This window comes from Aquabacterium soli (assembly GCF_003933735.1).
Lineage (GTDB): Bacteria > Pseudomonadota > Gammaproteobacteria > Burkholderiales > Burkholderiaceae_C > Aquabacterium > Aquabacterium soli.
The window spans coordinates 76,754-100,057 of sequence record NZ_RSED01000007.1 but is presented as its reverse complement, the minus strand read 5'-3'; the positions used below and the strand labels follow the sequence as shown (position 1 = coordinate 100,057).

Below are 23,304 nucleotides of genomic sequence, written 5' to 3'. Positions count from 1 at the left end.
AGCCGCCATGCCCGCAGACCTCGACAGGCCCATCCCCGCCCCGCCACCGACGCGCCCCATCACGCTCACCGTCAACGGCACGGCCCATCACCTGGAGGTGGCAACCTGGGTGACCCTGCTCGACCTGCTGCGTGACCGCCTCGACCTGACAGGCACCAAGAAGGGTTGCGACCATGGCCAGTGCGGCGCATGCACCGTGCTGGTCGATGGGCGCCGCATCAATGCCTGCCTGACGCTGGCCGTGATGCGCGATGGCAGCGAGATCACCACGGTGGAAGGCTTGGCCGATGGCGAGGCCCTGCAACCCTTGCAGCAGGCCTTCATCGACCACGATGCTTTCCAGTGCGGCTACTGCACGCCAGGCCAGCTGTGCTCCGCCGTGGGCCTGATGCGTGAAGGACAGGCCCACGATGAAGACCAGGTGCGCGAGCTGATGAGCGGCAATATTTGCCGGTGCGGCGCGTACCCGCAGATCGTGCAGGCGGTGAGCCAGGTGATGTTCGGCCCAGCGCACAAGGCCAGCGCATGACGCCGTTCGCCTACGACGCGCCCGCAGACGCCTCATCTGCCCTGGCCGCCCTGCATGATGCGCCCGCCGCCCTGGGCCCGGCCATGTTCATCGCTGGCGGCACCAACCTGCTCGATCTGATGAAGGAGAACGTGCTGCGCCCGGCACGCCTGGTCGACATCAACGCCCTGCCCTTGTACGACATCGAGCCCACCCCTGCTGGCGGGCTGCGCCTGGGTGCTCTGGCCCGCAATGCCGACACAGCCTGGCACCCCCTGGTGCGCGCTCACTACCCCTTGCTGAGCACCGCAATCCTGGCGGGCGCATCACCGCAGATCCGCAACATGGCCAGCAACGGCGGCAACCTGCTGCAGCGCACGCGCTGCCATTACTTCTACGACACCGCCGCGCCCTGCAACAAGCGCTTGCCCGGCAGCGGCTGTTCCGCCATCGGTGGGCTGACGCGGCAGCACGCCATCCTCGGAGCCAGCCCGCACTGCATCGCCACGCACCCCTCCGATATGTGCGTGGCCCTGGCGGCCCTGGGCGCCAGCGTGCATGTGCAGTCCGTTCAAGGCAGCCGCACCGTGCCCATGGCCAGCTTTCACCGTCTGCCCGAAGACCGCCCGGAGCAGGACCACACCCTGGCACCCGGCGAGCTCATCACCCACATCGAGCTGCCGCCAGCCGACCACCTGCGTGGACACAGCGCCTACCTCAAGCTGCGCGACCGCGCCTCGTATGCCTTCGCACTGGTGTCGGTGGCCGCGGCACTGGACATTGGCCCGGACGGTCACGTGCGTGAGGCGCGCTTGGCCCTGGGCGGTGTGGCGCACAAGCCCTGGCGGCAGCCGGACGCAGAGGCCCTGCTGGTGGGCCAGCCGGTGGACGACGCCAGGTTCGCCCAGGCCGCCGATGCACTGCTGCACGGCGCCCAGGGCCAGGGCGACAACGACTTCAAGATCCCGCTGGCCAGGCGCGCCATCGTGCGCACGCTGCAGCGGGCCGCCCGGGGCACGCCCCAGCCTTTGGGAGCCGCCTGATGAACGCCCGAGATCCTGCTGCGAACCTGGCCACACCGGTGGCCCTGGGCACCCTTGTCAAGCGGCTTGACGGCCATGCCAAGGTCACTGGCCAGGCCCGGTACGCGGCGGAACACCTGATGGACCATCACCAGGGCCTTGATCCCGCCACCTCTCCCGACGTCGTGCACGGGGTGGTGGTGAACAGCACCATTGCGCGCGGCCGCATCTCAGGCTTCGAGCTGAGCGACGCGCTGGCCGTGCCGGGGGTGCTGGACGTGCTCACGCACGCCCATCGCCCCAAGGTTCGCAACTCGGGGTTGTTCTACAAGGACATGACCTCGCCCGGCGGCACGCCCTTCAGGCCGCTGCACGATGAACACATCCACCACAGCGGCCAGCCCGTGGCCCTGGTGCTGGCCGAGACCTTCGAAGCCGCCCGCTACGCCGCATCGCTGGTGCGGGTGCAATACGAAGCCGAGCCGCACGATACCCATCTGTTGAGCAACCTGCGTCGTGCCCACCAGCCCAGCCGCCTCAAGGCGGGGTACTCGCCACCGCCCGAGCCGCGTGGCCATGCCGATGCCGCCTTCGAGGCCGCGCCGGTGCGCATCGATGCAAGCTACTACGCGGGCGTCGAGCACCACAACCCGATGGAGATGCACGCCTCCACTGTGCTGCTGGGCGCAGACGGCCACCTGACCATCCATGACAAGACACAAGGCTCGCAGAACAGCCGCTGGGTGGTGTCGCGCGTGTTCGGTCTGCCGCGCAGCCGCGTGACGGTGCGCAACGCCTTCGTGGGCGGCGCTTTCGGGTCCGGCCTGCGCCCGCAGTACCAGCTGCTGCTGGCCGTGATGGGCGCACTGCACCTCAACCGGTCCGTGCGCGTGGTGCTCACGCGCCAGCAGATGTTCACCTTCGGCCACCGGCCCGAAACCTGGCAACGCCTGAGGCTGGGGGCCGAGCCGGATGGCCGCCTGACCGCGGTGCTGCACGAAGCCATCGCCGAAACCTCGCGGCTGGAAGACTACGTGGAGGTGGTGGTGAACTGGTCCGGCCAGCTCTACCAGTGCGACAACGTGCGGATGGAATACAGCCTGGTGGATCTGGACCACTATTCACCGATGGACATGCGCGCACCGGGAGCAGCCCATGGGGTGCACGCGCTTGAAGTGGCCATGGACGAGCTGGCCCATGCGCTGAAGATGGACCCCCTGGCCTTGCGGCTCAAGAACTACGCAGAGCGCGATGCCAGCAAGGACCTGCCCTTCTCCAGCAAGGAGCTGCGTGCCTGCTATGCGCAGGGCGCCGAGCGCTTCGGCTGGCATGGACGTCCCCTGGCACCACGCTCCATGCGGGAGGGCGACGACTGGGTGGGCTGGGGCATGGCCACGGGCACCTGGGATGCGATGCAGATGTTCGCGCGGGCCCGCGCCGTGCTGCACGCCGACGGGCGGCTGGTGGTCAGCAGCGCTGCCACCGACATCGGCACTGGCACCATCACCGTGATGACGCAGATCGCCGCCGCCGCCATGGGTTTGCCGATCGAGCAGGTGTGCTTCGAGCTGGGCGATTCCGACCTGCCGGTGGCGCCGATCGAAGGCGGCTCATCACATGTGGCCACGGTGGGCTCGGCCGTGCAGGGGGTGTGCGAGAAACTGCACAAGAAGCTCTTCAAGCTGGCCCGCGCGCTGCCTGGTTCACCATTGGCCCGCGCCCGCTTCAAGGACGTGCGCTTCGCCGACGGCATGGTGAAGTCCACCCTCGATCCGGCCGCGGCCCTTCGCATCACCGATGTCCTGAGCACCGCAGGCGTCTCCAAGCTCGACGAGAAATACCTGATGCTGCCCAACATGCTGCGGCAGAAGAAGTTCGTGCGTGCCGTGCATTCGGCCGTGTTCGTGGAGGTGAAGGTCGATGAAGAGCTGGGCACGGTGCGCGTGACCCGTGTGGTCAGTGCCATCGCAGCCGGCCGGATCATCAACCCGCACACGGCACGCAGCCAGATCGTGGGGGGTGTGGTGTGGGGCATCAGCCAGGCCCTGCACGAAGACACCCTCACCGACCACCGCCTGGGCCGCTTCATGAACCACAACCTTTCTGAGTACCACGTGGCCGTCAATGCCGACATCCACGACATTGACGTGATCTTCGTGGAAGAGCACGACGACGTGGTCAGCAGCCTGGGGGCCAAGGGGGTGGGCGAGATCGGCATCGTGGGCGTGGCAGCCGCGGTGAGCAACGCCATCTTCCATGCCACCGGACGGCGTGTGCGCAGCACGCCCATGACGCCCGACAAGGTGATGCGGCCGGAGGGCACAGCCTGATGGACGGCTCGGACCTGCTCGATCTGTTGCAATGGCCCGCGATGGCGGTGACGCTGGGTGCGGCCTGGCTGGTGGCTTCCCGGTCCGAGCGGCACCGCAAGTGGGGCTTCTGGGTCTACATGCTCAGCAATGTGCTGTGGGTGGCGTGGGGATGGAGCACGCAGGCCTGGGCGCTCATTGCATTGCAGGCGGGCCTGGCAGCCATGAACATCCGCGGGGCAAGCAAGAACAAGGCTTGACTGTCGCGGGGCTCAGATCAAGGCCTGGCGCACGCGCGAGATGCGGTCCACCGCCATGCCCGGCTGCAACAGGTTCACCTCGCCGGCCACCAGGCTGGCCACTGCCACGCCATCTTCGAACACCAGGCGGGCGCCTGCCAGGCGGGGCACCTTGGCGCCGGGCAGCAAGGTGCCGGACAGGTTCAAGGGGTCCAGCGCCGACACGCGCACCAGCCGGCCATCGTGCGGGCGGCGGCGTACTGAGCGCATCAGGCCGATGGCCTCGGGCAGGGCGAACTGCTCACCGCTCAGGCCGGCCACGAAACGGCCCCCCCTGATCTCGCCGCGAGCCTCCAGGCGCTGGTAGACGCGCAGCAGCTCACGCCAGGGGGGCAGCCAGGCCGCTTCGCGTTCGAGCAGGTGCCAGCAGACCATGCCGTAGCGGCGCAGCAGCACGCGGGCGACATGCTCCACCGAAGCCGGGTCCAGCGGCGACGCGGCGCGCGCAGGCGCGTTCCTGCCCGCTGGGGCCGATGCCTCGGCAGGCAAGGCGGGCCGGCGCACCAGTGCCCAGCGCCCGGCATCTTCCAGCCCGAACACGGAGGCTCGGCGACCGCGACGCGATCCGTGCGCGGAGGGCCGCTTCGACGAAGGCAGCAACAGGGCGCGCAAGCCCGCGAAACTGTCGCAATGGGCACGGCCACGTGCCACCAGTTCGGTCAGCGCGTCTTCCAGTTCGCTGCGCAGCAGGTGGGCACCAGCAGCCAGCTCATCGAAAAAGGAAGCGCCATCCGCCTCGAGCAGTGCAGCCACGCGGCGTGCCTTGGGTGACAACAGGGCCTCGTCGTCATCGGCCCGCTGCGGCGGCAGGCCGCGCCACAGGCCCAGCACACGGCGCGGCAGCAGCACGATGGGCGTGGCGCGCAAGGTCGTGGCCACGGCACCGCCCTGCTCGCTGGCCACGCTGTGGGTGTGCCCACGCAGCCGCGTCCAGGCCACCTTGCCGCCGGTGCACAGCTGGTCCAGCCAGGCGGGGCCATAGTCGGCCAGGCGTGCCGGCAGCAGCTCGGCCTCCCAGGCACCGGCCGGTGCCTCGAACCCTTCCAGCAGTTCGATGATGGCGGGCAGCGCCTCGTCGCCCTGCATGCGGGTGTCCTCGTCCACACGCTGCCAATCGAACAGGAAGCGCATGAAATCGCGCGGCTCCACCGGCTCTATCTCGCGGCGCAGGCGGGCGATGGTGTAGCGGTGGATGCGGGCCAGCAGGTGGCGTTCGCACCATTCTTCCGGGGCACCAAGTTCGGACGCCTGGGGCGTGAAGCGGCCTCGCATGGCCACGCCTTCGGCCTCAAGCCGGCTGAGGGCCACGGCGATGTCGGGCGCCGGCTGGTGCAGGTCGCTCACCAGCGTATCGACGGACACGGGCCCCAGCCCGGACAGCCGTGCACGCACCATCTCGACCAGCGCCTCATCGGGGCTCCAAAGGCGCTCGGCAAAATCGGGTGGGGCCTCAATGGCCGGCTGACGTGCCGCCAATGGAAACAGCACCATCGCCTGGGGCAGGCGTTCGGCCGCCACCCAACGTGCATCGGCAGCATCCACGGGCGGCAAGGCAAGGTCAAGGTCGGCAGGCAGGAGGCCTGTGACCACCAGTTGCGTGGCACGCCGGTCGGCCGCCAGGGCCTGCAGCAAGGGCAGCCAAGCCGGCCGGGCCCGCACATCATCGGCCGTGATGAGGCCCAGGCCCATCAGGGCATCGTGCATCTCGTCCACATCGCGCGCCTGGGGCCAGGCCTGGTCGCGCACATCGTCGATGGCGGCGGGGTCGAGCCGGCCCAGGTCATCGGGGTGGTCGGGGTCGGTCAGGCGGCGTGCCATCACGGCCTGTGTGCGGCGCTCTTCCAGCGGCGCGTCGTCCAGGAAGGCATAAGGGCGCGCATTGAGCACCTCGGCGGCCAGCGGCGACGGGGCCGTGGTCTCACGCGCGTCGATGGCGATGCGGCCCGACTCCAGCCCGCGCAGCAGGGCCAGCCACCCCTCCGCGTCCATGGCCTCATGCAGGCAGTCGTGCAGCGTCTGCGCCACCAGGGGGTGCTCGGGCACTTCGCGCTCGCCCACGATGTTCTCGGCGCAGGCCACCTGGTCCGGGAAGACGGCGGCCAGCAGGTCTTCGCTGCGCATGCGCTGCAGTTGCGGCGCCACCTTGCGGCCACCGCTGAAGCGCGGCAGCGCCAACGCGGTGGTGGCGTTCCAGCGCCAGCGCACGCCGAACAGCGGTGCGTCGAGCAGGGCCTGCACCAGCACATCGAGCGCGGTGTTGCTGTGCAGGTAGCGTGCCACGTCGATCAGCGGGAAGCTGTGGCTGCTCGACAGCGACAGCACGATGGCATCTTCCGTGGCCGCCGCCTGCAGCTCGAAGTTGAACTGGCGGCAAAAGCGCTTGCGCAGCGCCAGGCCCCACGCGCGGTTGAGCCGGCTGCCATAGGGCGAGTGGATGACCAGTTGCGTGCCGCCCGATTCATCGAAGAAGCGCTCGATCACAAGGTGCTCCTGCGTGGGCACGGTGCCCAGCGCGGCGCGCGTGCGCACCAGGTAGTCGACGATCTGCGCGGCGGCCGAATCGCCCAGCTGCAGATCCTGCGCCAGCCAATGCTGCGCGCGCGGCGCGGCGGTGGTGCCGGTGTCGGCCTCGAAGCGCTCGGCCACCTGCGCACGCAGGCGCGACACCGCCTGCGACAGCTCGTCGCTGCGGCCCGGCGCCTCGCCCAGCCAGAACGGGATGCTGGGCGGTGCGCCCTGCGCATCGGCCACGCGCACGCGCCCCGGCTCGATCTTCAGGATGCGGTAGCTGGCATTGCCCAGCTGGAACACGTCGCCGGCCAGGCTTTCGACTGCGAAGTCCTCGTGCACGGTGCCGATGGTGTGGGCCTGCGGCTCCAGGATCACGCTGTAATCGGCCAGGTCGGGGATGGTGCCGCCGGACATCACCGCCGTCATGCGCCCGCCGGTTCGGCCGTGCAGGCGGCGGTTCACGGCGTCGCGGTGCACATAGGCCGCTCGCGTGCCATGTCGGGTGGTGAAGCCCTCGGCCAGCATGCGCACGACCTCGTCGAACGACGCCCGGGCCAGCGAGGCATAGGGCCAGGCCTGGCGCACCAGCGCGTACAGCGCATCTTCATCCCAATCCTGGCAGGTGACCTCGGCCACGATCTGCTGGGCCAGCACATCCAGCGGGGCAGGCGGCAGGCGCAGGCGGTCGAGCTCGCCGCGGCGCACGCTGTCCAGCAGGGCCGCGCATTCGAGCAGGTCGTCGCGCGATTGCGGGAACAACCGCCCCTTGGGAACGCCGCCCACCGCGTGGCCCGAGCGCCCCACCCGCTGCAGGAAGCCCGCGATGGAACGGGGTGAGCCCAGTTGGCAGACCAGGTCCACATCGCCGATGTCGATGCCCAGCTCCAGCGAGGCCGTGGCCACCAGCACCTGCAGGTGGCCGCCTTTCAGGCGCTGCTCGGCCTCCAGCCGCAGCTCACGGGCCAGGCTGCCATGGTGCGCGGCCACGGCCTCCTTGCCCAGGCGCTCACCCAGGTGGCGCGCAGCGCGCTCGGCCATGCGCCGGGTGTTGACGAAGACCAGCGTGGTGCGGTGCTGCACCACCAGCTCGGCCAGTCGGTCGTAGACCATCTCCCACTGGTCATTGCTCATCACGGCCGACAGCGGCACGGGCGGCAGCTCCAGCGCCAGGTCACGTGGCTTGGCATGGCCGATGTCGATGATGCTGCAATCGGGCGTGCCCTCGGGCGACACCCTGCCCGCGCCGACCAGGAAGCGCGCCACCTCGTCGATGGGCTTTTGCGTGGCCGACAGGCCCACGCGCACCAGCGGCCGGCCGCACAGTGCATCGAGCCGCGCCAATGACAAGGCCAGGTGGCTGCCGCGCTTGCTGGCGGCCACGGCGTGGATCTCGTCGACGATGACGGTGCGCGCCGTGCCCAGCATGCGCCGCCCGGACACCGAGCCCAGCAGCACGTAGAGCGATTCGGGCGTGGTCACCAGGATGTGCGGCGGCTTGCGGCGCAGGCGGTCGCGCTCGGCTTGCGGCGTGTCGCCGGTGCGCACGGCGGCGCGCAACGCCACATCGGGCAGGCCGTGCGCAGCCAGCGCGGCACGGATGCCGGCCAGCGGCGCGTCCAGGTTCACGTGGATGTCGTTGGACAGCGCCTTGAGCGGCGACACGTAGATCACCTGGGTCTCGTCGGGCAGGCCACCTTCTTCAAGGCCCTGGCGCACCAGGCTGTCGATCGCGGCCATGAAGGCGGTCAGGGTCTTGCCCGAACCCGTGGGCGCGGCGACCAGCGTGTGACGGCCTGCGGCGATGGCCGGCCACGCCAAGGCCTGCGCCTCGGTGGGCGCAGGAAAGGCACTGGCGAACCAGGTGGCAACGACGGGGTGGAAAGTGGACAGCGGCATGGACACGCCTGGGGCTGGAACACAGCTGAGGGCGCTTGCCCAGGCTTCAAGCACCCCAAGGGAGCACTGTCTCACAGCCATGCACCATCCGTCAGCCCGGGGCCATCACCCCATCGCCATCTGCCGCATGATCTCCGCCCCGATGCCCTGCAGCGGCACGCTGCGCTCTACCCCACCGCGCTTGACGGCCTCCTTGGGCATGCCGTAGACCACGCAGCTTCGCTCGTCCTGGGCCAGGGTGTGGGCACCGGCTTGGCGCATTTCCAGCAGGCCGGCGGCGCCGTCATCGCCCATGCCCGTCATGATGATGCCCAGGGCGTTGGCCCCGGCGCTCTTGGCCACCGAACGGAACAGCACGTCCACCGAGGGGCGGTGGCGGTTGACCAGCGGGCCTTCCACCACCTCCACGTGGTATTGCGCGCCGCTGCGGCGCAGCAGCATGTGCCGCCCGCCCGGCGCGATCAGCGCGCGGCCGGGCACCACACGGTCGTTGTGGCGAGCCTCGCGCACCTCGATCTCGCACAGCGAATCCAGCCGGGCTGCGAAAGCCGCTGTGAACTTCTCCGGCATGTGCTGCACGATGACGATGCCGGGGCTGACCCGAGACAGGCTGGTGAGCACCTCTTCCAGCGCCTGTGTGCCGCCGGTGGAGGTGCCGATGGCCACCACGCGCTCGGTGGTCTGTGCCATGGCGCGCCCCCCTGGGGCGATCACCGCGTCGGCGGTGAGCTTGGCCGGCGGTGCCTGCGCGGGCTCGCGCTGCACCAACCGCTTCACGTTGGCCTTGGCCGCAGCGCGCACCGCGGCCACCAAGTCATCACTGGCATCCTGCAGGAACTGCTTGAGCCCCAGCTTGGGCTTGGTCACGATGGACACGGCGCCGGCCGCCAGCGCCTCGGCCGTGGTCTGCGCGCCCTTGGCCGTCAGCGTCGAGCAGATCACCACCGGCGTGGGCCGCTCGCTCATGATCTTGCGCAGGAAGGTGATGCCGTCCATGCGCGGCATCTCCACGTCCAGCACGATCACATCGGGCCACTGCACGCGCAGGCGCTCGATGGCCAGCAAGGGGTCGGCGACGGCATGCAGCACCTCGATGCCCGGCGCCTCGTTGAGCAAGGCCGCGAGCACCTGTCGAACCACGGCCGAATCATCCACCACCATGACCTGGATGGGCTTCACGCGGCGCCTCCCATCCCGGCCCGCCGGGCCTGATGCGACCAGACATGACCGCTGGCGACATCGAAGATGATCTTGCGATGGCCAGTGCCGAACAGGCTCTCGGAGCGCACCGGGATGCCATGCGCCTGCAGCAGGCAGCGGGCCGCCTCGCCATTGCGGCGGCCAACGCTGGGCCCTTGGGCCGGCACGGTGGGGAACATGTCGCCGCCACCGAAGATCTTGGCCTCACAGGCTTGCGGAGACACACCTCGCCGTGCCAGGCCACGCAGCATCAGGGCCAGGGCTTCGTCGCCGTAATGAGCATCCAGTGCCATCGCTTGGGTGACCGGCTCCCGCGCGGATCGGCTGGGCACCAGGAAATGCGACATCGCTCCGATGCGCCGGCCCGGGTGCCACAAGGTGATGGACACGCACGAGCCCAGCAGCGTGAGGATGCGGTGATGGTGGTCCGCCACCGCGTACTCACCGGGTTGCAGCACCAGGTCGGTCGGCCCGGGGGGCTTCCCCCCTCGGGTGTGTCCGTGCAGATGAGCGGCTCTCATGGCTTGCGGTAGATGGACGGCGCCACCGGCACCAGGGCCTGGGTGATGTCGTTGAGGCTCTCGGAATGCCCGATCAGGAAGTGGCCGCCCGGCTTGAGGTGGGCCAGCAGGCGGGCCACCACGCGGCGCTTGGTCTCGGCGTTGAAGTAGATCATCACGTTGCGCAGGAAGATCACATCGAACTGTCCCAGCGCGGGCAGCGCCTCGTTGAGGTTGGCGTGGCGGAACTGCACGCGGGCGCGCAGCGAACGGTCCACCAGCATGGTGCCCTGCTGCTCTCCGAAGCCCCGCAGGCAGAAACGCTTGAGGTAGTTCTGCGGAATGTGCCGGGCCCGCTCCATCGGGAAGTGGCCGGTGCGCGCCTTGTGCAGCATGCGCGAGCTGATGTCGGTGCCCAGCACCTCCCAGGGCGCCTGCGGCAGGCAATCGGCCAGCACCATGGCGATGCTGTAGGCCTCTTCGCCGCTGGAGCTGGCCGCGCTCCACACCCGCATGGCCTGGTGGGGACGCTGCGCCGCCTCCAGGGCCAACCGGCGCAGCAGCTCGAAGTGCTTGGCCTCGCGGAAGAAGTAGGTCTCGTTGGTGGTCAGCAGGTCGATGGCGGCCTGTACCTCCTCGGGCCGCTGGCCGCTGTCGAGCAGCCTGAAGTAGGCGGTGAAGCTGTCCAGGCGCAGGGCGGCCAGCCGCTTGGCCAGGCGCCCGGACACCAGCGCCTTCTTGGTATCGCCCATGCTGATGCCCGCTGCCTCGAAGATGAAGCGCTGGAACCAGCCGAACTCCTGGTCGGTGATCGTGTGGTGCATGCCCTGCCGCGCTCGCCGCGCTCACTCCATGGCCGCCTGTGCTTCCGGCGCCAGCGCGGCCAGTTGGGCGATGTCGTCCAGCGAGAACACCTGGTCCACATCCAGCAGGATCACGAACTTGCCCTTGACCTTGCCCATGCCCTGCATGAAATCGGTACGGATGCGTGCGCCAAAAGCAGGCGGCGGCTCCACCTCGCCCGGGGCGATGTCGATCACTTCGTTGACCGCGTCCACCAGCACGCCGATGACCTGGCCCTCCGGGCCATCCTCAGTCTGCGCCCGCACCTCGACGATGACGATGCAGGTGCGCTTGGTGATCGGCGACGAAGGCCGCCCGAAGCGCGCCTGCAGGTCCATCACGGGCACCACGGCCCCGCGCAGGTTGATCACGCCGCGCACGCACTCGGGCATCATCGGCACCGCCGTGAGGCTCTGGTATTCGATGATCTCCTTGATGGCCAGGATGCCGATGGCGAAGGTCTCACCGCCCAGCATGAAGGTCAGGTACTGCGCCGGCTCGCTGGACACCGGGCGGGCCGCAGCGCGCGACAGCGGCGCCACGGCGCCGGATGGCGACGGAGTGTGTGTGGAGGTGTTCACGGCCACGCCTCCTCAGAACTTGGCGAAGTGGGTCTCGTCAGGGCCATCGGCCGTGGCGAGGGCCAGGTCGGCCGCTTGCGCGGTGCTGGCCTTGCGGGCCGGCGGCCGGCCGCGCGGTGGCTTGCGCGCCGCCGTACCCACCGCGGGCACATGCCGCGCGACGGGCGCATGGCCGTGGGCCAGCTTGAAGAAGGCCATCGACTCCTGCAGTTGCTCGGCCTGCCCGCTCATCTCTTCGGCCGTGGCGGCCAGCTGCTCCGAGCTCGATGCGTTCTGCTGCGTGGTCTGGCTGAGCTGGCTCACGGCGGCGTTGATCTGGCTGACGCCGGACGATTGCTCTTCAGACGCGGCCGTGATCTCCTGCACCAGGTCGGAGGTCTTGCGGATGTTGGGCACCATCTCGTCGAGCAGCTTGCCCGCGCGCTCGGCCAGCTCCACGCTGGAGCCGGCCACATCGCCGATCTCCTGCGCGGCCACCTGGCTGCGCTCGGCCAGCTTGCGCACCTCGGCCGCCACCACCGCAAAGCCCTTGCCGTGCTCGCCGGCCCGTGCCGCCTCGATGGCAGCGTTGAGCGCCAGCAGGTTGGTCTGGTAAGCGATGTCGTCGATGATGCCGATCTTCTGGGCGATCTGCTTCATCGCCACCACCGTGGCCTTGACCGCATCGCCCCCTTCGGAAGCTTCGGCGGCGGCCTTCGTGGCCATGCCGTCCGTCACCTTGGCGTTCTCGGTGTTCTGCGCGATGGAGGCCGTCATCTGCTCGATGGAAGCACTGGTCTCCTCCACCCCGGCCGCCTGTTCGCTGGACGCCTGCGAGAGCGATTGCGCCGTGGCACTGACTTCTTCAGACGCACCCGCCAGTGATTCGGCGCTGCTGTTGACCTCGGAGACCACCTGAGAGAGCTTGAGCACGGTGTTGTTGACGTACTCCTTCATCTCGGCGAACGAGCCCTGGTAGGTCTTGGTGATGGTCTGCGTCAGATCGCCCTCGGCCACGGCGCTCATCACACGCACCACGTCGTTGATGCTGTCGCCGGCCGAGCCCACCATCTCTTTCACGGTGTAGAGCATGCTGTGGTTGTCCCCGGGGCGCACCGCCACCTGCACGGTGAAATCGCCCACGGCCACCTGCCGCAGCACCTCGGCCGCGTAAGCCGGCTCGCCGCCCAGCAGGCGCAGCAGGCCCCGAGCGATCAGGAAACCCACGCCGACCGCCACCACGATGGCCGCGATCGAAAGACCGATCACCAAGGCCCGCGTCTGGGTGTACAGCGCATCCGCATCGTCGTTGGCCTGGTTCATCTGCTTGACTTGATAGGCCACCAGGGTGTCGGCCGCCTCGACATAGGCCTCGTTGGCCGGGGCAAAGTCGCTGGCCATGAACTGGACGGCCTGGGCACGTTCGGTGCGTGCCAAATCGTAGAGTCGGTTGTACTTCGTGCTCAGCGCGGCACGCCGGTCGGTCAGTTCCTTGAGCAACAGCTTGGCGTCCGGTGTGGTCAGCACCGCCTCGAGTTTCTTGAGCAGCTCGCCGTTTTCGGAGCGCGTGGTCTCCACATGCTGGCGCAGCGTGTTCTGCTCGGCCTCATCGGTGCTCAGCAGGAAACTGCGGAGAAGATTGCCGTTCTTCAGGGCGTTCTTCGCCACCTGCGTGGCCATCTCGACCTTGGGATAGCGGTTTTCCATGATCTCGGTGGACGAGTCATTGATGGCGGACAGGCGCGACACATTGAGAACGGCCATGATCAGCAGCAGCGCGATCACAAGGCCGAAGCCCAAAGCCAGGCGGGTGGCGACTTTCATGTTGTTGAACATGCGGAACCTCTCTTGCTTGATGATTCGGAACAGGGCGACAAACAGGCGAGGCCTGTCTTATGAGGGCACGAGGGGCGGCCCTTCGATGCCCACGGCTGTCTGCATGTGCCGCAGCAGCGCCGGCACGTCCAGGATCAGCGCCACATCGCCGCTTCCCCGGATGCTCGAACCGCTGATGCCCCGTACCTGGACGAACAGGCGGCTCAGCGGTTTGATCACGGTCTGGAACTCACCCAGCAGCGTGTCCACCACCAGGCCGGCGCGCTGGCCCGCATGGCGCACCACCACGATGTTCTGGCGCGGCGGCACCGGCCCGTCGATGCCGAACAGCTGACGCAGGCGCACGAAGGGCAGCACCTGGCCGCGCAGGTTGGTGTAGTCGTGCCCTTCTTCGGCAGAGAAGGCGATGCACTCCTCCACCATCTCCATCGGCACCACGAACACCGAAGGTCCCACGCCTACCTGGAAGCCATTGATGATGGCCAGCGTCAGGGGCAGGCGCACCGTCACGGTGGTGCCCACACCTTCGGCGCTGTCGATGTAGACGCTGCCGCGCAGCGCGGTGATGTTGCGCTTGACCACGTCCATGCCCACGCCGCGCCCGGAGAGGTTGGTCACCTGCTCGGCGGTGGAGAACCCCGGCTCGAAGATCAGCCCGAAGATCTCGCTGTCGCTGAGCACCTTGCCCGGCTCGACCAGGCCGCGCTCCACGGCCTTGGCCAGGATGCGCTCGCGCTTGAGCCCGCCGCCATCGTCGCCCACCTCGATCACGATGCTTCCCGAATCGTGGAAGGCGTTCAGGCGAACGGTACCCCGCGCCGGCTTGCCGCGCGCCAGACGCACCTCGACAGGCTCGATGCCGTGGTCCATCGCGTTGCGCACCAGGTGGGTCAGCGGGTCGCCGATCTTCTCGACCACGGTCTTGTCCAGCTCGGTGTCTTCGCCGCTGACGGCCAGGGCAATGTCCTTGCCCAGCTCGCGCGCCACGTCGTGCACCACCCGCTGGAAGCGGCCGAAGGTGGCGCCGATCTTCACCATGCGCAGCTGCAAAGCACTGTCGCGCACCTCTTCGACCAGGTTGGACAGCACCGAATGCGCCTCATCGAGCGTGGGCACGCGGCTGGCGCGCGCCACCAGGCTGGCACCGGCCGAGGCGATGATCAGCTCGCCCACCAGGTCGATCAGCCTGTCGAGCTTGTCAGCGTCCACACGGATGGACTGGGTCTCCTGGGCACGGCCGTCCTTGGCCTGCTTCTGCTTGCTCAGCGCGGCGGCCACCACGGCCGGCTGCACTTGACCTTGCTCCACCAGGATCTCGCCGATGCGCCGTGCTTCCGGCTCGGCTTTCGCCTGCAGGGCCAGGGCGGCGTCGAGTTCGTGCTGCGTCAGCGTGCCGCAGCGCAGCAGGATCTCGCCCAGGCGGGACATGTCTTCCGGCAACTCCTGGATCATCGCCACGTACTCGGTCGCCAGGCTGTGCGGCGGCAGGATGCGCAATTGGCAATCGTCGAGCACGAACTCGAAGGCGCCTTCGATCTGGGCCTTGCTGGCCTCGCTCTGGAAGGCGATCTCGAAGCCCAGGTAGCAGGATTCCGGGTCCATCTCGGCCGCAGGCGGCAGGGCATCGTGCAAGGTCACGATGCCGACGATGCGGCCCAAGGTGCCCAGGTAGCGCAGGAAGGACAGCGGGTCCATGCCGTTGCGCAGCACATCGGGGCCGAAGCGCAGCGAGAGGTGCCAGTGGTCGGCCGAGGCCCCGCCGCGGTCCACTCGCTCGAAATGCTCGCCCACCGCGTTCCCGGGCGCCGCCAAAGCTCGGTTGGTGGACGCGTCCCCATGCTCCGTGCCGGGGCGGGCTTCCAGGTAGGTGCCCAGGCGCACCACCAGTGGATCACCCCCCTGCGCTGCGGCCTCGTCCGGATCACCCATGGCGGCTTCAGCCGCGTCCACCAGCGAGCCGATGTGGTCGCGGCAGGCCAGCATCAGTTCGATCAAGGGGCCGTCTACAGCCACACCGCCGTCGCGCACCCGGTCCAGCACGCTTTCGACCACATGCGTGAAGCGCACGATGCGGTCCAGCCCGAACAGCCCCGCCGAGCCCTTGATGGTGTGCGCCGCTCGGAAGATGGCGTTGATGTACTCGGCGCGCGTCTCGCCATCGGCCTCGTCCAGGCCGAGCAGGGCCGTCTCCATCGACTCCAGCAGTTCGCGGCTCTCGGTGATGAAGGCATGCAGCACCTGGTCAATGTTCATCGAAGGGCTCCTTCCAGCAAGGGATCACCGAAGTGCCCCGCCAGGTCCAGCAGCTCGAAGACGTCGAGCACCGCGGGGCTGTGCCGCACCAGCCGCAGCTCGGTGCCCTGTGCGCGGGCGGCCTGCTTGGCCATCATCAACAGCTGCACCCCGGCGCTGTCGATGTCGGTGACCTCGGCCAGGTCGATCTCCAGCGGGCGTGGTGCCCGCAAGGCCGTCAGCAGGACGTCCTTGAGTTCCGCGGCACGGTAGATCGTCATCTCGCCTTCGATGGCAAGGCGACCTGTGGCTCCGGCCCCGCTCATGGCAACACCAGCTTCTGGACGACGGCCAGCAGCTGCTCCGGCTTGAAAGGCTTGAGCACCCAGGCCTTGGCCCCGGCCTCCTGGCCTTCCTTCTTCTTGGCATCCTGCGATTCGGTGGTCAGCATCACGATGGGCGTGAACTTGTATGCCGGCAGTTGCTTGACGGCCCGCACAAAGCTGATGCCGTCCATGTTGGGCATGTTCACGTCGCTCACGATCAGATGCACCTTTTGGCCCGTCAGCTTGGACAGCGCATCCTTGCCGTCACTGCCTTCGAGCACCTCATAGCCCGCCCCCTTGAGCGCGATGCCCACGATGACCCGCAGCGAAGACGAGTCGTCGACGATCATGATGGTCTTGGCCATGGCTTCATCTCCTTGAGTGTTGTGGGTTCAGAAGAAGGTGACTTCGTCATCGCTGGAAGGCGCAGCCGCCTTGGGGGCCTCAATGGCCGGCGGCGCAGCCGGCTTGCCACCCGCCACCACCGCCAAGGCGGGGGCCGCCCGGTGGATAGCGCGCTCTTCCTTCATTGCGTAGGTCTGCTCCAGTTCGTTGAGCAATGCCGCCGCATCCAGCGGCAACAGCTGCCCGGCGGCCTCGGCCTGCCGGCGGTTCTCGTCGAGCACGGCGGGCAGGCGCTCGATGTTGTGCTGCACATGGCTCATGATCTGGCTGACACGGTCCTGGAACTGCAGCTGAACCAGCGCCTCGGAGATCTCGGCCTTGATGTCCTCGCTGCCCTCGCGCAGCACACCGGTGGACGCGGCCAGTGAGGTGGTCACGGCGCGCAACTCGCCCAGCACATTGGCGATGCTGCCCTGCGAATGGGCCATGGCCTGGCCTTCTTCGGCCGCCGTGGCCTCGGCCGCCTGGCGCGTCTCGGCAATGGCAGCATTGATCAGCCCCACCTTTTCGGTGATGCGCCGGCCCGTGTCGCCCGACAGCGAGGAGAGCTTGCGCACCTCCTGCGCCAGCACGCCGAAGCCCCGTCCGTTCTCGCCCGCATGCGCGGCTTCGATCGCGGCGTTGATGGCCAGCAGGTTGGTCTGCCAGGCGATGCTGGCCACATCGGTGGCCATCTGCTGCAGCTCTTGAACGAACTGGTTGAGGTTCTGGACCTTGTGCAGCATCTCGGTCTTGCTGTTCATGGCCGCCTCCAGGTTGGACACGACCACGCCCAGCTCCTGCTCGCTGCGCGCGAACACCGCCAGCAGCCCCTGCTCCCTGTCATCGATGGACGCCGTGGTGGTGCTGGTGGTGCGTACCGCGTGGTCCAGCTTGTCGACGATGCCCGAGAAGCGCTGCGACAGCGAAGAAATCGCCGACTCCATCTGCTGGCGCGACACCTCGATCTGGCCGGTCCATACGGGCGCCACTGCCTCACTGAAGCGCTGGCGCGTTTCCATGTATTCGGCCAGCCCCCCCGTGCGTTCGCGCAGGCGCTGCGCGGTGTGGCGGCTGGCCAGGGCCCCGGCGCCCAGCAGCGCCATCGCCACCGGCCAGGCGGCCCAATGGCCATGAGTGCCCCACAGCAGGGCCAGGCCACCACACAGGGCGATCAGCAAGGGATACAGCGCAGGCCATCGACTGCGGTCGGTCAGGCGATTCAAGGCAACACTCCACATTGGACATGCAAGCCTTTCACCCCGCTTGCCGGGGCCTTCGTGACGCAACGGAGAGGCTCCGATGCCACGAAGCACAAGCGCCTGACAGCTGCACTTGCGAGTTCACGACAGGTTCAGCATGCGCACACTTGAACCGCCCTGCCGTGTGCAGGGCCTTAGGCCTTGCACACGGCACGCTGGGAATGCAGTTTGCTCGTCGGGGATCCCTTTGTCCACAGGCTTATGCCGTCAGGAGAGATCCATGCAGCGCTTCATCGGCAAGACCGTCCTCGTCACTGGCGCGGGCTCCGGCATCGGTCGGGGCGTGGCCGAACGCTTCTCGCAGGAAGGCGCCCTGGTGGTGCTGGCGGGCCGCACGCTGGACAAGCTCGAACAGGTGGCGGCCCAGTTGCCCCCCGACCGCACCCTGGTGCACGTGTGCGACGTGTCCCGCTACGACGAGGTGCAGGCGCTGGTACAGGTCGCCATCGATCGGTTCGGACGGCTTGACGTGCTGGTCAACAACGCCGGCATCGCCCCGTCGGGTAATGCACTCGAGTTGAGGCTGGACGACTGGCACGCCACCTTGAACACCGACCTCAGCGGCGTGCTGTATGGCTGCAAGGCCGCCCTGCCCCACCTCCTGCACAGCCGCGGCAGCATCATCAACACGGCCTCGGTCTCTGGCCTGGGCGCCGACTGGAACATGGCCGCCTACAACGCCGCCAAGGGCGGGGTGGTCAACCTGACGCGATCGCTGGCCCTGGATTTCGGCCCGGCTGGCGTGCGCGTGAACGCCGTGTGCCCTTCGCTCACGCACACCGGCATGACCGAGGACATGCTGGATGACAAGGCCCTGATGTCTCGCTTCATGGAACGCCTGCCGCTGCGTCGCTACGCCGAACCAGCGGACATCGCCGGGGTGGTGGCCTTTCTGGCCAGCGACGATGCGCGCTTCGTCAATGGTGTGAACCTGCCCGTCGATGGCGGTGTGACGGCCTCCAATGGGCAGCCGGCCATGTGATTGCACATGGTAGAGGCAGACAGGAAACGTCTGGATACAGCCTGAAAAGCTTAAATGTTCTTTTTCAGGGTTTATTCGGGTCCCTGTTGTCCGATACCACTGGGATTGCTGCACAGGCGTACACGCCACTCCGTGCAACCCATCGCTCAGGCCCAGCCCGGACGCCTGTGACGACCAGATACGCCGGGCATTCATGGCGCCAGCGCGCCAAGGGAGCGGCGATGGCACTCAATCACATGCGCATCAAGACCAAGCTGATGCTGGGCTTCATCTGTCTGGCAGCCGTCGTGCTGCTGGTCTCCGGCCTGGCACTCAGCTCCCTCACCCGCGCCAATGACCGCTTCTCTGATTACCTGGAAGGCGCCAACCAGCGCGAGCGCATGGCCACGGCCGTGCGGGGTGCCGCCACGCGGCGTGCGATCGCTGCGCGCAACCTGGTGCTGGTGACCCAGGCCAGTGACCGCGAACTCGAAAAAGCCGCCGTGGTCAAATCCCAGCAGGACATGGACGAGGCCGTGAAGAATCTGCGCGCCTCGGTGGCTCCCAGCGTACACAGCGACGCCACCGACGAGGACCGCGCCATGGTCGAAACCATCGCCCAGGTCGAAGAAAAGTACCGCACCGTGGCTGGCCACATCGTGGCACTGGAACTGCAAGGCCACCGTGAAGAGGCTGTGGCCAAGATGAACGCTGAATGCCGCCCATTGCTGGCGCAACTCCTCAAGATCACCAATGATTTCGTCGAGCACGAGCACGACCAGGCGGTGGCCCGCGCCAAGGGCGCCGAACAGGCTTACGCCAGCGACAAGGCCCTGATGCTGGCCACCTGCCTGGCCGCCATCGTCGCGGCCACCGCCATGGGCTGGTTGCTGAGCAATGGCGTGACACGCCCGCTCAACCGCGCCGTGAAGCTGGCCGAGGCCGTCGCCGCCGGCGACCTGCGCTCGGACATCGTCGTTGACCGCGGCGACGAGACCGGCCAGTTGCTGAGCGCGCTCAAGAGCATGAACGACAGCCTGGGCAGCATGGTGGGCCAGGTTCGCCAGGCCGCCGACAGCATCGCCGTGGCCTCCACCGAGATCGCCACGGGCAACATGGACCTGTCCAGCCGCACCGAGCAGCAGGCCAGCGCCCTGCAGCAGACCGCCGCCTCCATGCAGCACATGACCGGCACCGTGCAGCACAACGCCGACAGCTCGCGCCAGGCCAGCGTGCTGGCCGCCTCTGCGGCCGACGTGGCCGGCCGCGGTGGCCTGGTGGTCGAACGCGTGGTGCACACCATGGGCGACATCAGCGAAGCCAGCCGCAAAATCGCCGACATCATCGGCGTGATCGACGGCATCGCCTTCCAGACCAACATCCTGGCGCTCAATGCCGCCGTGGAAGCGGCCCGTGCGGGTGAGCAAGGCCGCGGCTTCGCCGTGGTGGCGGGCGAGGTGCGCACCCTGGCGCAACGCAGCGCCCAGGCGGCCAAAGAGATCAAGCAGCTGATCGTGGACAGCAGCGAAAAAGTGCAGGCCGGCAGCCGGCTGGTCGACGAGGCCGGCACCACCATGAACGACGTGGTCGCCCAGGTCAAACGCATGAATGACCTGATCGCCGAGGTGAACGCCTCGACCACCGAACAGAGCGTGGGCATCGGACAGGTGAACCAGGCCGTGGCCTCGCTGGATCATGGCACGCAGCAGAACGCCGCCTTGGTGGAAGAAAGCGCCGCCGCCGCCGAAAGCCTGCGCCAGCAGGCCGCTGCGCTGCAGAACGTGATCGCCGCCTTCAAGACACGCGACAACGCACCGGCGCTGGCCATGGCGGAGGAAGCTCAGATGCTCTACGCCAGCCGCCCGGTGGGGCGCCCGGGCAGCGCCCGGCCCCTGGGCGCCACACCGTCTCAGGCGTTGAAGTCGCCTTCGCTGGCCCGTCCGGCCAGCAGCAGCGCCGCCAGGCTGATCCCGGCCGAGATCGACAGGTAATAGCCGACATAGGCCAGCCCGTGGGTGCTGGCCAGCGCGGTGGCCGCATACGGCGCCAGCGAAGCGCCCAGGATGCCCGCGAAGTTGAAGGTCATCGACGAGCCCGTGTAGCGCACCGCTGTAGGAAACAGCTCCGACAGGTAGGTGCCCAGCGGGCCGTAGGTCATGCCCATCAGGGCCAGGCCCACCGACAGGAACAAAGTGACGCTCAGCGCGTTGCCCGACGAAAACATCGGCGCCATCAGGAAGCCGAACACCACGATGGCTGCGGACACCAGGATCAGCGTGAGACGCCGCCCGAATCGATCGGCCAGCACCGCGGACAGCGGAATGGCCAGCGCGAAGAACAGCACCGAGAACAGCTGGATCTCCAGGAACTCGCGGCGTGTGTACTTCAGGGCCGAGGTGCCCCAGCTCAGCGCGAACACCGTCATCAGGTAGAACAGCACGAAGGTGGCCAGCGCGGCCAGGGTGCCCAGCACCAGCACGCGGGTGTGCTGCTTGAACACCGTGACCACGGGCACCTTCACGCGCGTGTCGTGGGTCAGCACGTTCTGGAACACCGGCGTCTCGCTGATCTTGAAGCGCACCCACAGGCCCACCAGCACCAGCAGCGCGCTGGCGATGAAGGGGATGCGCCAGCCGAAGCTGAAGAACTGCTCTTCGGTGAGGACCTCGCCCAGCCACAGGAAGATGCCGCCCGACAGGAAGAAGCCGATGGGCGCGCCCAATTGCGGGAACATGCCGTACCAGGCGCGTTTGCCTGGCGGGGCGTTCTCGGTGGCCAGCAGCACGGCGCCGCCCCACTCCCCCCCAAGGCCGAAGCCCTGGCCGAAGCGGCAGATGGCCAGCAACAGCGGCGCCAGCGTGCCGATGGCCGCGTACGTGGGCAGCAGGCCGATGGCCACCGTGGACAGGCCCATGGTGAGCAGGGCACCCACCAGCGTGGCCTTGCGGCCGATGCGGTCGCCGAAGTGGCCGAACACCGCCGAGCCGACCGGCCGGGCAAAGAAAGCCAGCGCGAAGGTGATCAGCGATTGCAGCGTGGCCGCCGTCGGGTCGGACGACGGGAAGAACAGCTTGGGAAACACCAGCACCGCAGCGGTGGCGTAGATGTAGAAGTCGAAGAATTCGACCGTGGTGCCGATCAGGCTGGCAAACAGCACCGTGGCGGGTTTGTTGCGCTGTGCGGGCGCGGGCGCGGCGCTGGCCGAAGCAGACGGCGTCATGGGATTTTCCTCAGCGGGAAGGCAAAACCCCGGATCTTATCCCTCAGCCCATGCGGCGGTCCACATCGGCGCGCACGGCGGCCGGCAACCGGTTCAGCATCAGGCGCATCGCCGTGCTCAGCACCACCACGTCATCGACCACGCCCAGCAGCGGGATCCAGTCGGGCACGATGTCGATGGGAGAGATCATGTAGAGCAGCATCAGGCCGGTGCCCAGCTTGAGCCACCCCGGCGATTGCGGGTGGCGCAGCGCGAACCACAGACGTCGGGCATCGCCCTTGAGCAACAGCCACAGCATCGACAATCTTTTCCACATGGCACGCACTCCTTCACAAACCGTGAGCCAATTCAGATGGGGTGATACGCGAGGAATGCAAGCCATGCCGAGGGGGCATCACAACAGCCCCACGCCACGCAGGGGCGGGACAGCCCGTTAAGGTGGGCGCATGGCACCTGCAGACCCCATCACGCTGATCCTCATGTATGGCCTGATCCCCCTGTGGATTGTGGCCGGGGTGGCCGATTGGCTGTGCCACCGCAGCGCGGGGATCGAGCACAACGCAGGCCCCAAGGAATCGCTGATCCACCTGTTGATGTTTGCCGAAGTCGGCCTGCCCTTGGTGATCGCGCTGGTGTGCGAGATCAACGCCCTCGTGATCGTGCTGATGGTGGCGGCCTTCTTCGTGCACGAGGCCACCGCACTGTGGGATGTGAGCTATGCCGTGACCAAGCGGGTCGTCACGCCCCTCGAGCAGCACATCCACAGCTTCCTGGAGATGATCCCGCTGATGGCCATCGGCCTGCTGGCTGTGAGCCACTGGGAGCAGGTGCAGGCCCTCGTCGGCACTGGCCCGGCCAAGGCCGACTTCAGCCTGCGCCTGAAGGATCCATCGGTGTCTGGCAAGTACCTGGCGGCCGTGCTGTCGGCCGCGTTCCTGTTCAGCTTTGTGCCTTACGTGCTGGAGTTGCGGCGCGGGCTGCGGGCGCGCCGCAGAGACCAGGCCATGTAGGCCACCACCGCCAGGTTGGCGCTCAATGTGAATGCCCTGAGCCACGACGGGTGGCTCCACAGCTCGAAGACCTCCAATGGCACATAGATGCCGCCGCTGACCGCCGCGAACCACTCGGCCCACCGGCGCTCCCTCCAGAGGCCGTAGCCTTCCACCAGCCGCACCATGGCATACGCGAAAGCCAGCCAGGCCAACATCCACAACCGTCCATGGGTGGTGTGCGCCGCGGCGTCGATGAAGATGCGAGGATAGTGGCTGGCGGGGTTCAGATGCATGAAGCGCACCAGCTCTTCGGCAACCTGCTGCACATCGCGGTGCAGCATGGCCAGCAGGCCACAGCCCGCCAGCAGCACCAGCAGGCCTTTGCTGGCCTCGAACACGGCCACCAGCCTCATGAGCTTCTTGTTACCGTTCGTTCGCATGGG

The 23,304-nt window shown here is 68.0% G+C and carries 20 protein-coding genes; 7 read left to right on the top strand and 13 right to left on the bottom strand.

Going from position 1 to position 23,304, the window contains the following annotated elements; all coding sequences use genetic code 11:
• The first annotated feature begins 7 nt into the window (after positions 1-7).
• From EIP75_RS10480 to EIP75_RS10465, 4 genes are read left to right on the top strand one after another with little or no spacing between them, the layout of a single operon-like run.
• Positions 8-529, top strand: a complete 522-nt coding sequence (locus tag EIP75_RS10480) for a (2Fe-2S)-binding protein (protein WP_125243220.1) — start codon at positions 8-10, stop codon at positions 527-529.
• Positions 526-1,551, top strand: a complete 1,026-nt coding sequence (locus EIP75_RS10475) for an FAD binding domain-containing protein (protein WP_125243219.1) — start codon at positions 526-528, stop codon at positions 1,549-1,551. The genes EIP75_RS10480 and EIP75_RS10475 overlap by 4 nt, the downstream gene beginning before the upstream one ends.
• Positions 1,551-3,860, top strand: a complete 2,310-nt coding sequence (locus tag EIP75_RS10470; protein ID WP_125243218.1) for a xanthine dehydrogenase family protein molybdopterin-binding subunit — start codon at positions 1,551-1,553, stop codon at positions 3,858-3,860. The genes EIP75_RS10475 and EIP75_RS10470 overlap by 1 nt, the downstream gene beginning before the upstream one ends.
• Positions 3,860-4,099, top strand: a complete 240-nt coding sequence (locus tag EIP75_RS10465) for a hypothetical protein (protein ID WP_125243217.1) — start codon at positions 3,860-3,862, stop codon at positions 4,097-4,099. The genes EIP75_RS10470 and EIP75_RS10465 overlap by 1 nt, the downstream gene beginning before the upstream one ends.
• Positions 4,100-4,111: 12 nt before the next feature.
• Here EIP75_RS10465 and EIP75_RS10460 read toward each other — a convergent pair whose 3' ends face one another.
• The 10 genes from EIP75_RS10460 to EIP75_RS10415 form a co-directional block, all read right to left on the bottom strand.
• Positions 4,112-8,545 (bottom strand): DEAD/DEAH box helicase, encoded by a 4,434-nt coding sequence (locus EIP75_RS10460; protein WP_125243216.1) that lies wholly within the window; start codon positions 8,543-8,545, stop codon positions 4,112-4,114.
• A gap of 105 nt (positions 8,546-8,650) precedes the next feature.
• The gene (locus EIP75_RS10455; RefSeq protein ID WP_199758554.1) at positions 8,651-9,724 is read right to left on the bottom strand and encodes a protein-glutamate methylesterase/protein-glutamine glutaminase; all 1,074 of its coding nucleotides are present in this window, start codon (positions 9,722-9,724) and stop codon (positions 8,651-8,653) included.
• A complete protein-coding gene (locus EIP75_RS10450; protein ID WP_125243215.1) occupies positions 9,721-10,266 on the bottom strand; it encodes a chemotaxis protein CheD in 546 nt (181 codons plus the stop codon). The genes EIP75_RS10455 and EIP75_RS10450 overlap by 4 nt, the downstream gene beginning before the upstream one ends.
• Positions 10,263-11,069 (bottom strand): CheR family methyltransferase, encoded by an 807-nt coding sequence (locus EIP75_RS10445; RefSeq protein WP_125243214.1) that lies wholly within the window; start codon positions 11,067-11,069, stop codon positions 10,263-10,265. Before EIP75_RS10445 ends, EIP75_RS10450 begins: the two co-directional genes overlap by 4 nt.
• Positions 11,070-11,090: 21 nt before the next feature.
• Positions 11,091-11,669: a chemotaxis protein CheW gene (locus EIP75_RS10440; RefSeq protein WP_420797157.1), complete on the bottom strand. Its 579-nt coding sequence runs from the start codon at positions 11,667-11,669 to the stop codon at positions 11,091-11,093.
• Positions 11,670-11,681: 12 nt separating this feature from the next.
• Entirely contained in the window at positions 11,682-13,472 is a 1,791-nt protein-coding gene (locus EIP75_RS10435) for a methyl-accepting chemotaxis protein (RefSeq protein ID WP_125243213.1), read from the bottom strand.
• A gap of 69 nt (positions 13,473-13,541) precedes the next feature.
• Positions 13,542-15,737, bottom strand: a complete 2,196-nt coding sequence (locus EIP75_RS10430; protein WP_125243212.1) for a chemotaxis protein CheA — start codon at positions 15,735-15,737, stop codon at positions 13,542-13,544.
• Entirely contained in the window at positions 15,734-16,042 is a 309-nt protein-coding gene (locus EIP75_RS10425) for an STAS domain-containing protein (RefSeq protein ID WP_125243211.1), read from the bottom strand. Before EIP75_RS10425 ends, EIP75_RS10430 begins: the two co-directional genes overlap by 4 nt.
• On the bottom strand, positions 16,039-16,407 hold the full coding sequence (locus EIP75_RS10420) for a response regulator (protein ID WP_125243210.1): 369 nt from the start codon (positions 16,405-16,407) through the stop codon (positions 16,039-16,041). The genes EIP75_RS10425 and EIP75_RS10420 overlap by 4 nt, the downstream gene beginning before the upstream one ends.
• A gap of 27 nt (positions 16,408-16,434) precedes the next feature.
• Positions 16,435-17,652: a methyl-accepting chemotaxis protein gene (locus tag EIP75_RS10415; protein ID WP_233584797.1), complete on the bottom strand. Its 1,218-nt coding sequence runs from the start codon at positions 17,650-17,652 to the stop codon at positions 16,435-16,437.
• A gap of 256 nt (positions 17,653-17,908) precedes the next feature.
• Here EIP75_RS10415 and budC point away from each other — a divergent pair, with 256 nt between their 5' ends.
• Positions 17,909-18,670 (top strand): meso-2,3-butanediol dehydrogenase, encoded by a 762-nt coding sequence (gene budC, locus EIP75_RS10410; RefSeq protein WP_125243208.1) that lies wholly within the window; start codon positions 17,909-17,911, stop codon positions 18,668-18,670.
• A 221-nt stretch (positions 18,671-18,891) separates the two neighbouring features.
• The gene (locus EIP75_RS24860) at positions 18,892-20,640 is read left to right on the top strand and encodes a methyl-accepting chemotaxis protein (RefSeq protein WP_125243207.1); all 1,749 of its coding nucleotides are present in this window, start codon (positions 18,892-18,894) and stop codon (positions 20,638-20,640) included.
• On the opposite strand, the gene EIP75_RS10400 is transcribed toward EIP75_RS24860, so the two are convergent.
• Positions 20,559-21,869, bottom strand: a complete 1,311-nt coding sequence (locus tag EIP75_RS10400; RefSeq protein WP_125243206.1) for an MFS transporter — start codon at positions 21,867-21,869, stop codon at positions 20,559-20,561. The genes EIP75_RS24860 and EIP75_RS10400 overlap by 82 nt on opposite strands.
• 43 nt (positions 21,870-21,912) lie before the next feature.
• Positions 21,913-22,185 (bottom strand): YkvA family protein, encoded by a 273-nt coding sequence (locus EIP75_RS10395; protein WP_125243205.1) that lies wholly within the window; start codon positions 22,183-22,185, stop codon positions 21,913-21,915.
• A gap of 130 nt (positions 22,186-22,315) precedes the next feature.
• On the opposite strand from EIP75_RS10395, the gene EIP75_RS10390 reads away from it, so the two are divergent.
• On the top strand, positions 22,316-22,879 hold the full coding sequence (locus EIP75_RS10390) for a diguanylate cyclase (RefSeq protein ID WP_125243204.1): 564 nt from the start codon (positions 22,316-22,318) through the stop codon (positions 22,877-22,879).
• Here the strand turns inward: EIP75_RS10390 and EIP75_RS10385 are convergent.
• Positions 22,822-23,301 carry a DUF2127 domain-containing protein gene (locus tag EIP75_RS10385; RefSeq protein WP_125243203.1) on the bottom strand — a complete coding sequence of 160 codons (480 nt, stop codon included), beginning with the start codon at positions 23,299-23,301 and terminating at the stop codon, positions 22,822-22,824. The genes EIP75_RS10390 and EIP75_RS10385 overlap by 58 nt on opposite strands.
• Between the last annotated feature and the right edge of the window lie 3 nt (positions 23,302-23,304).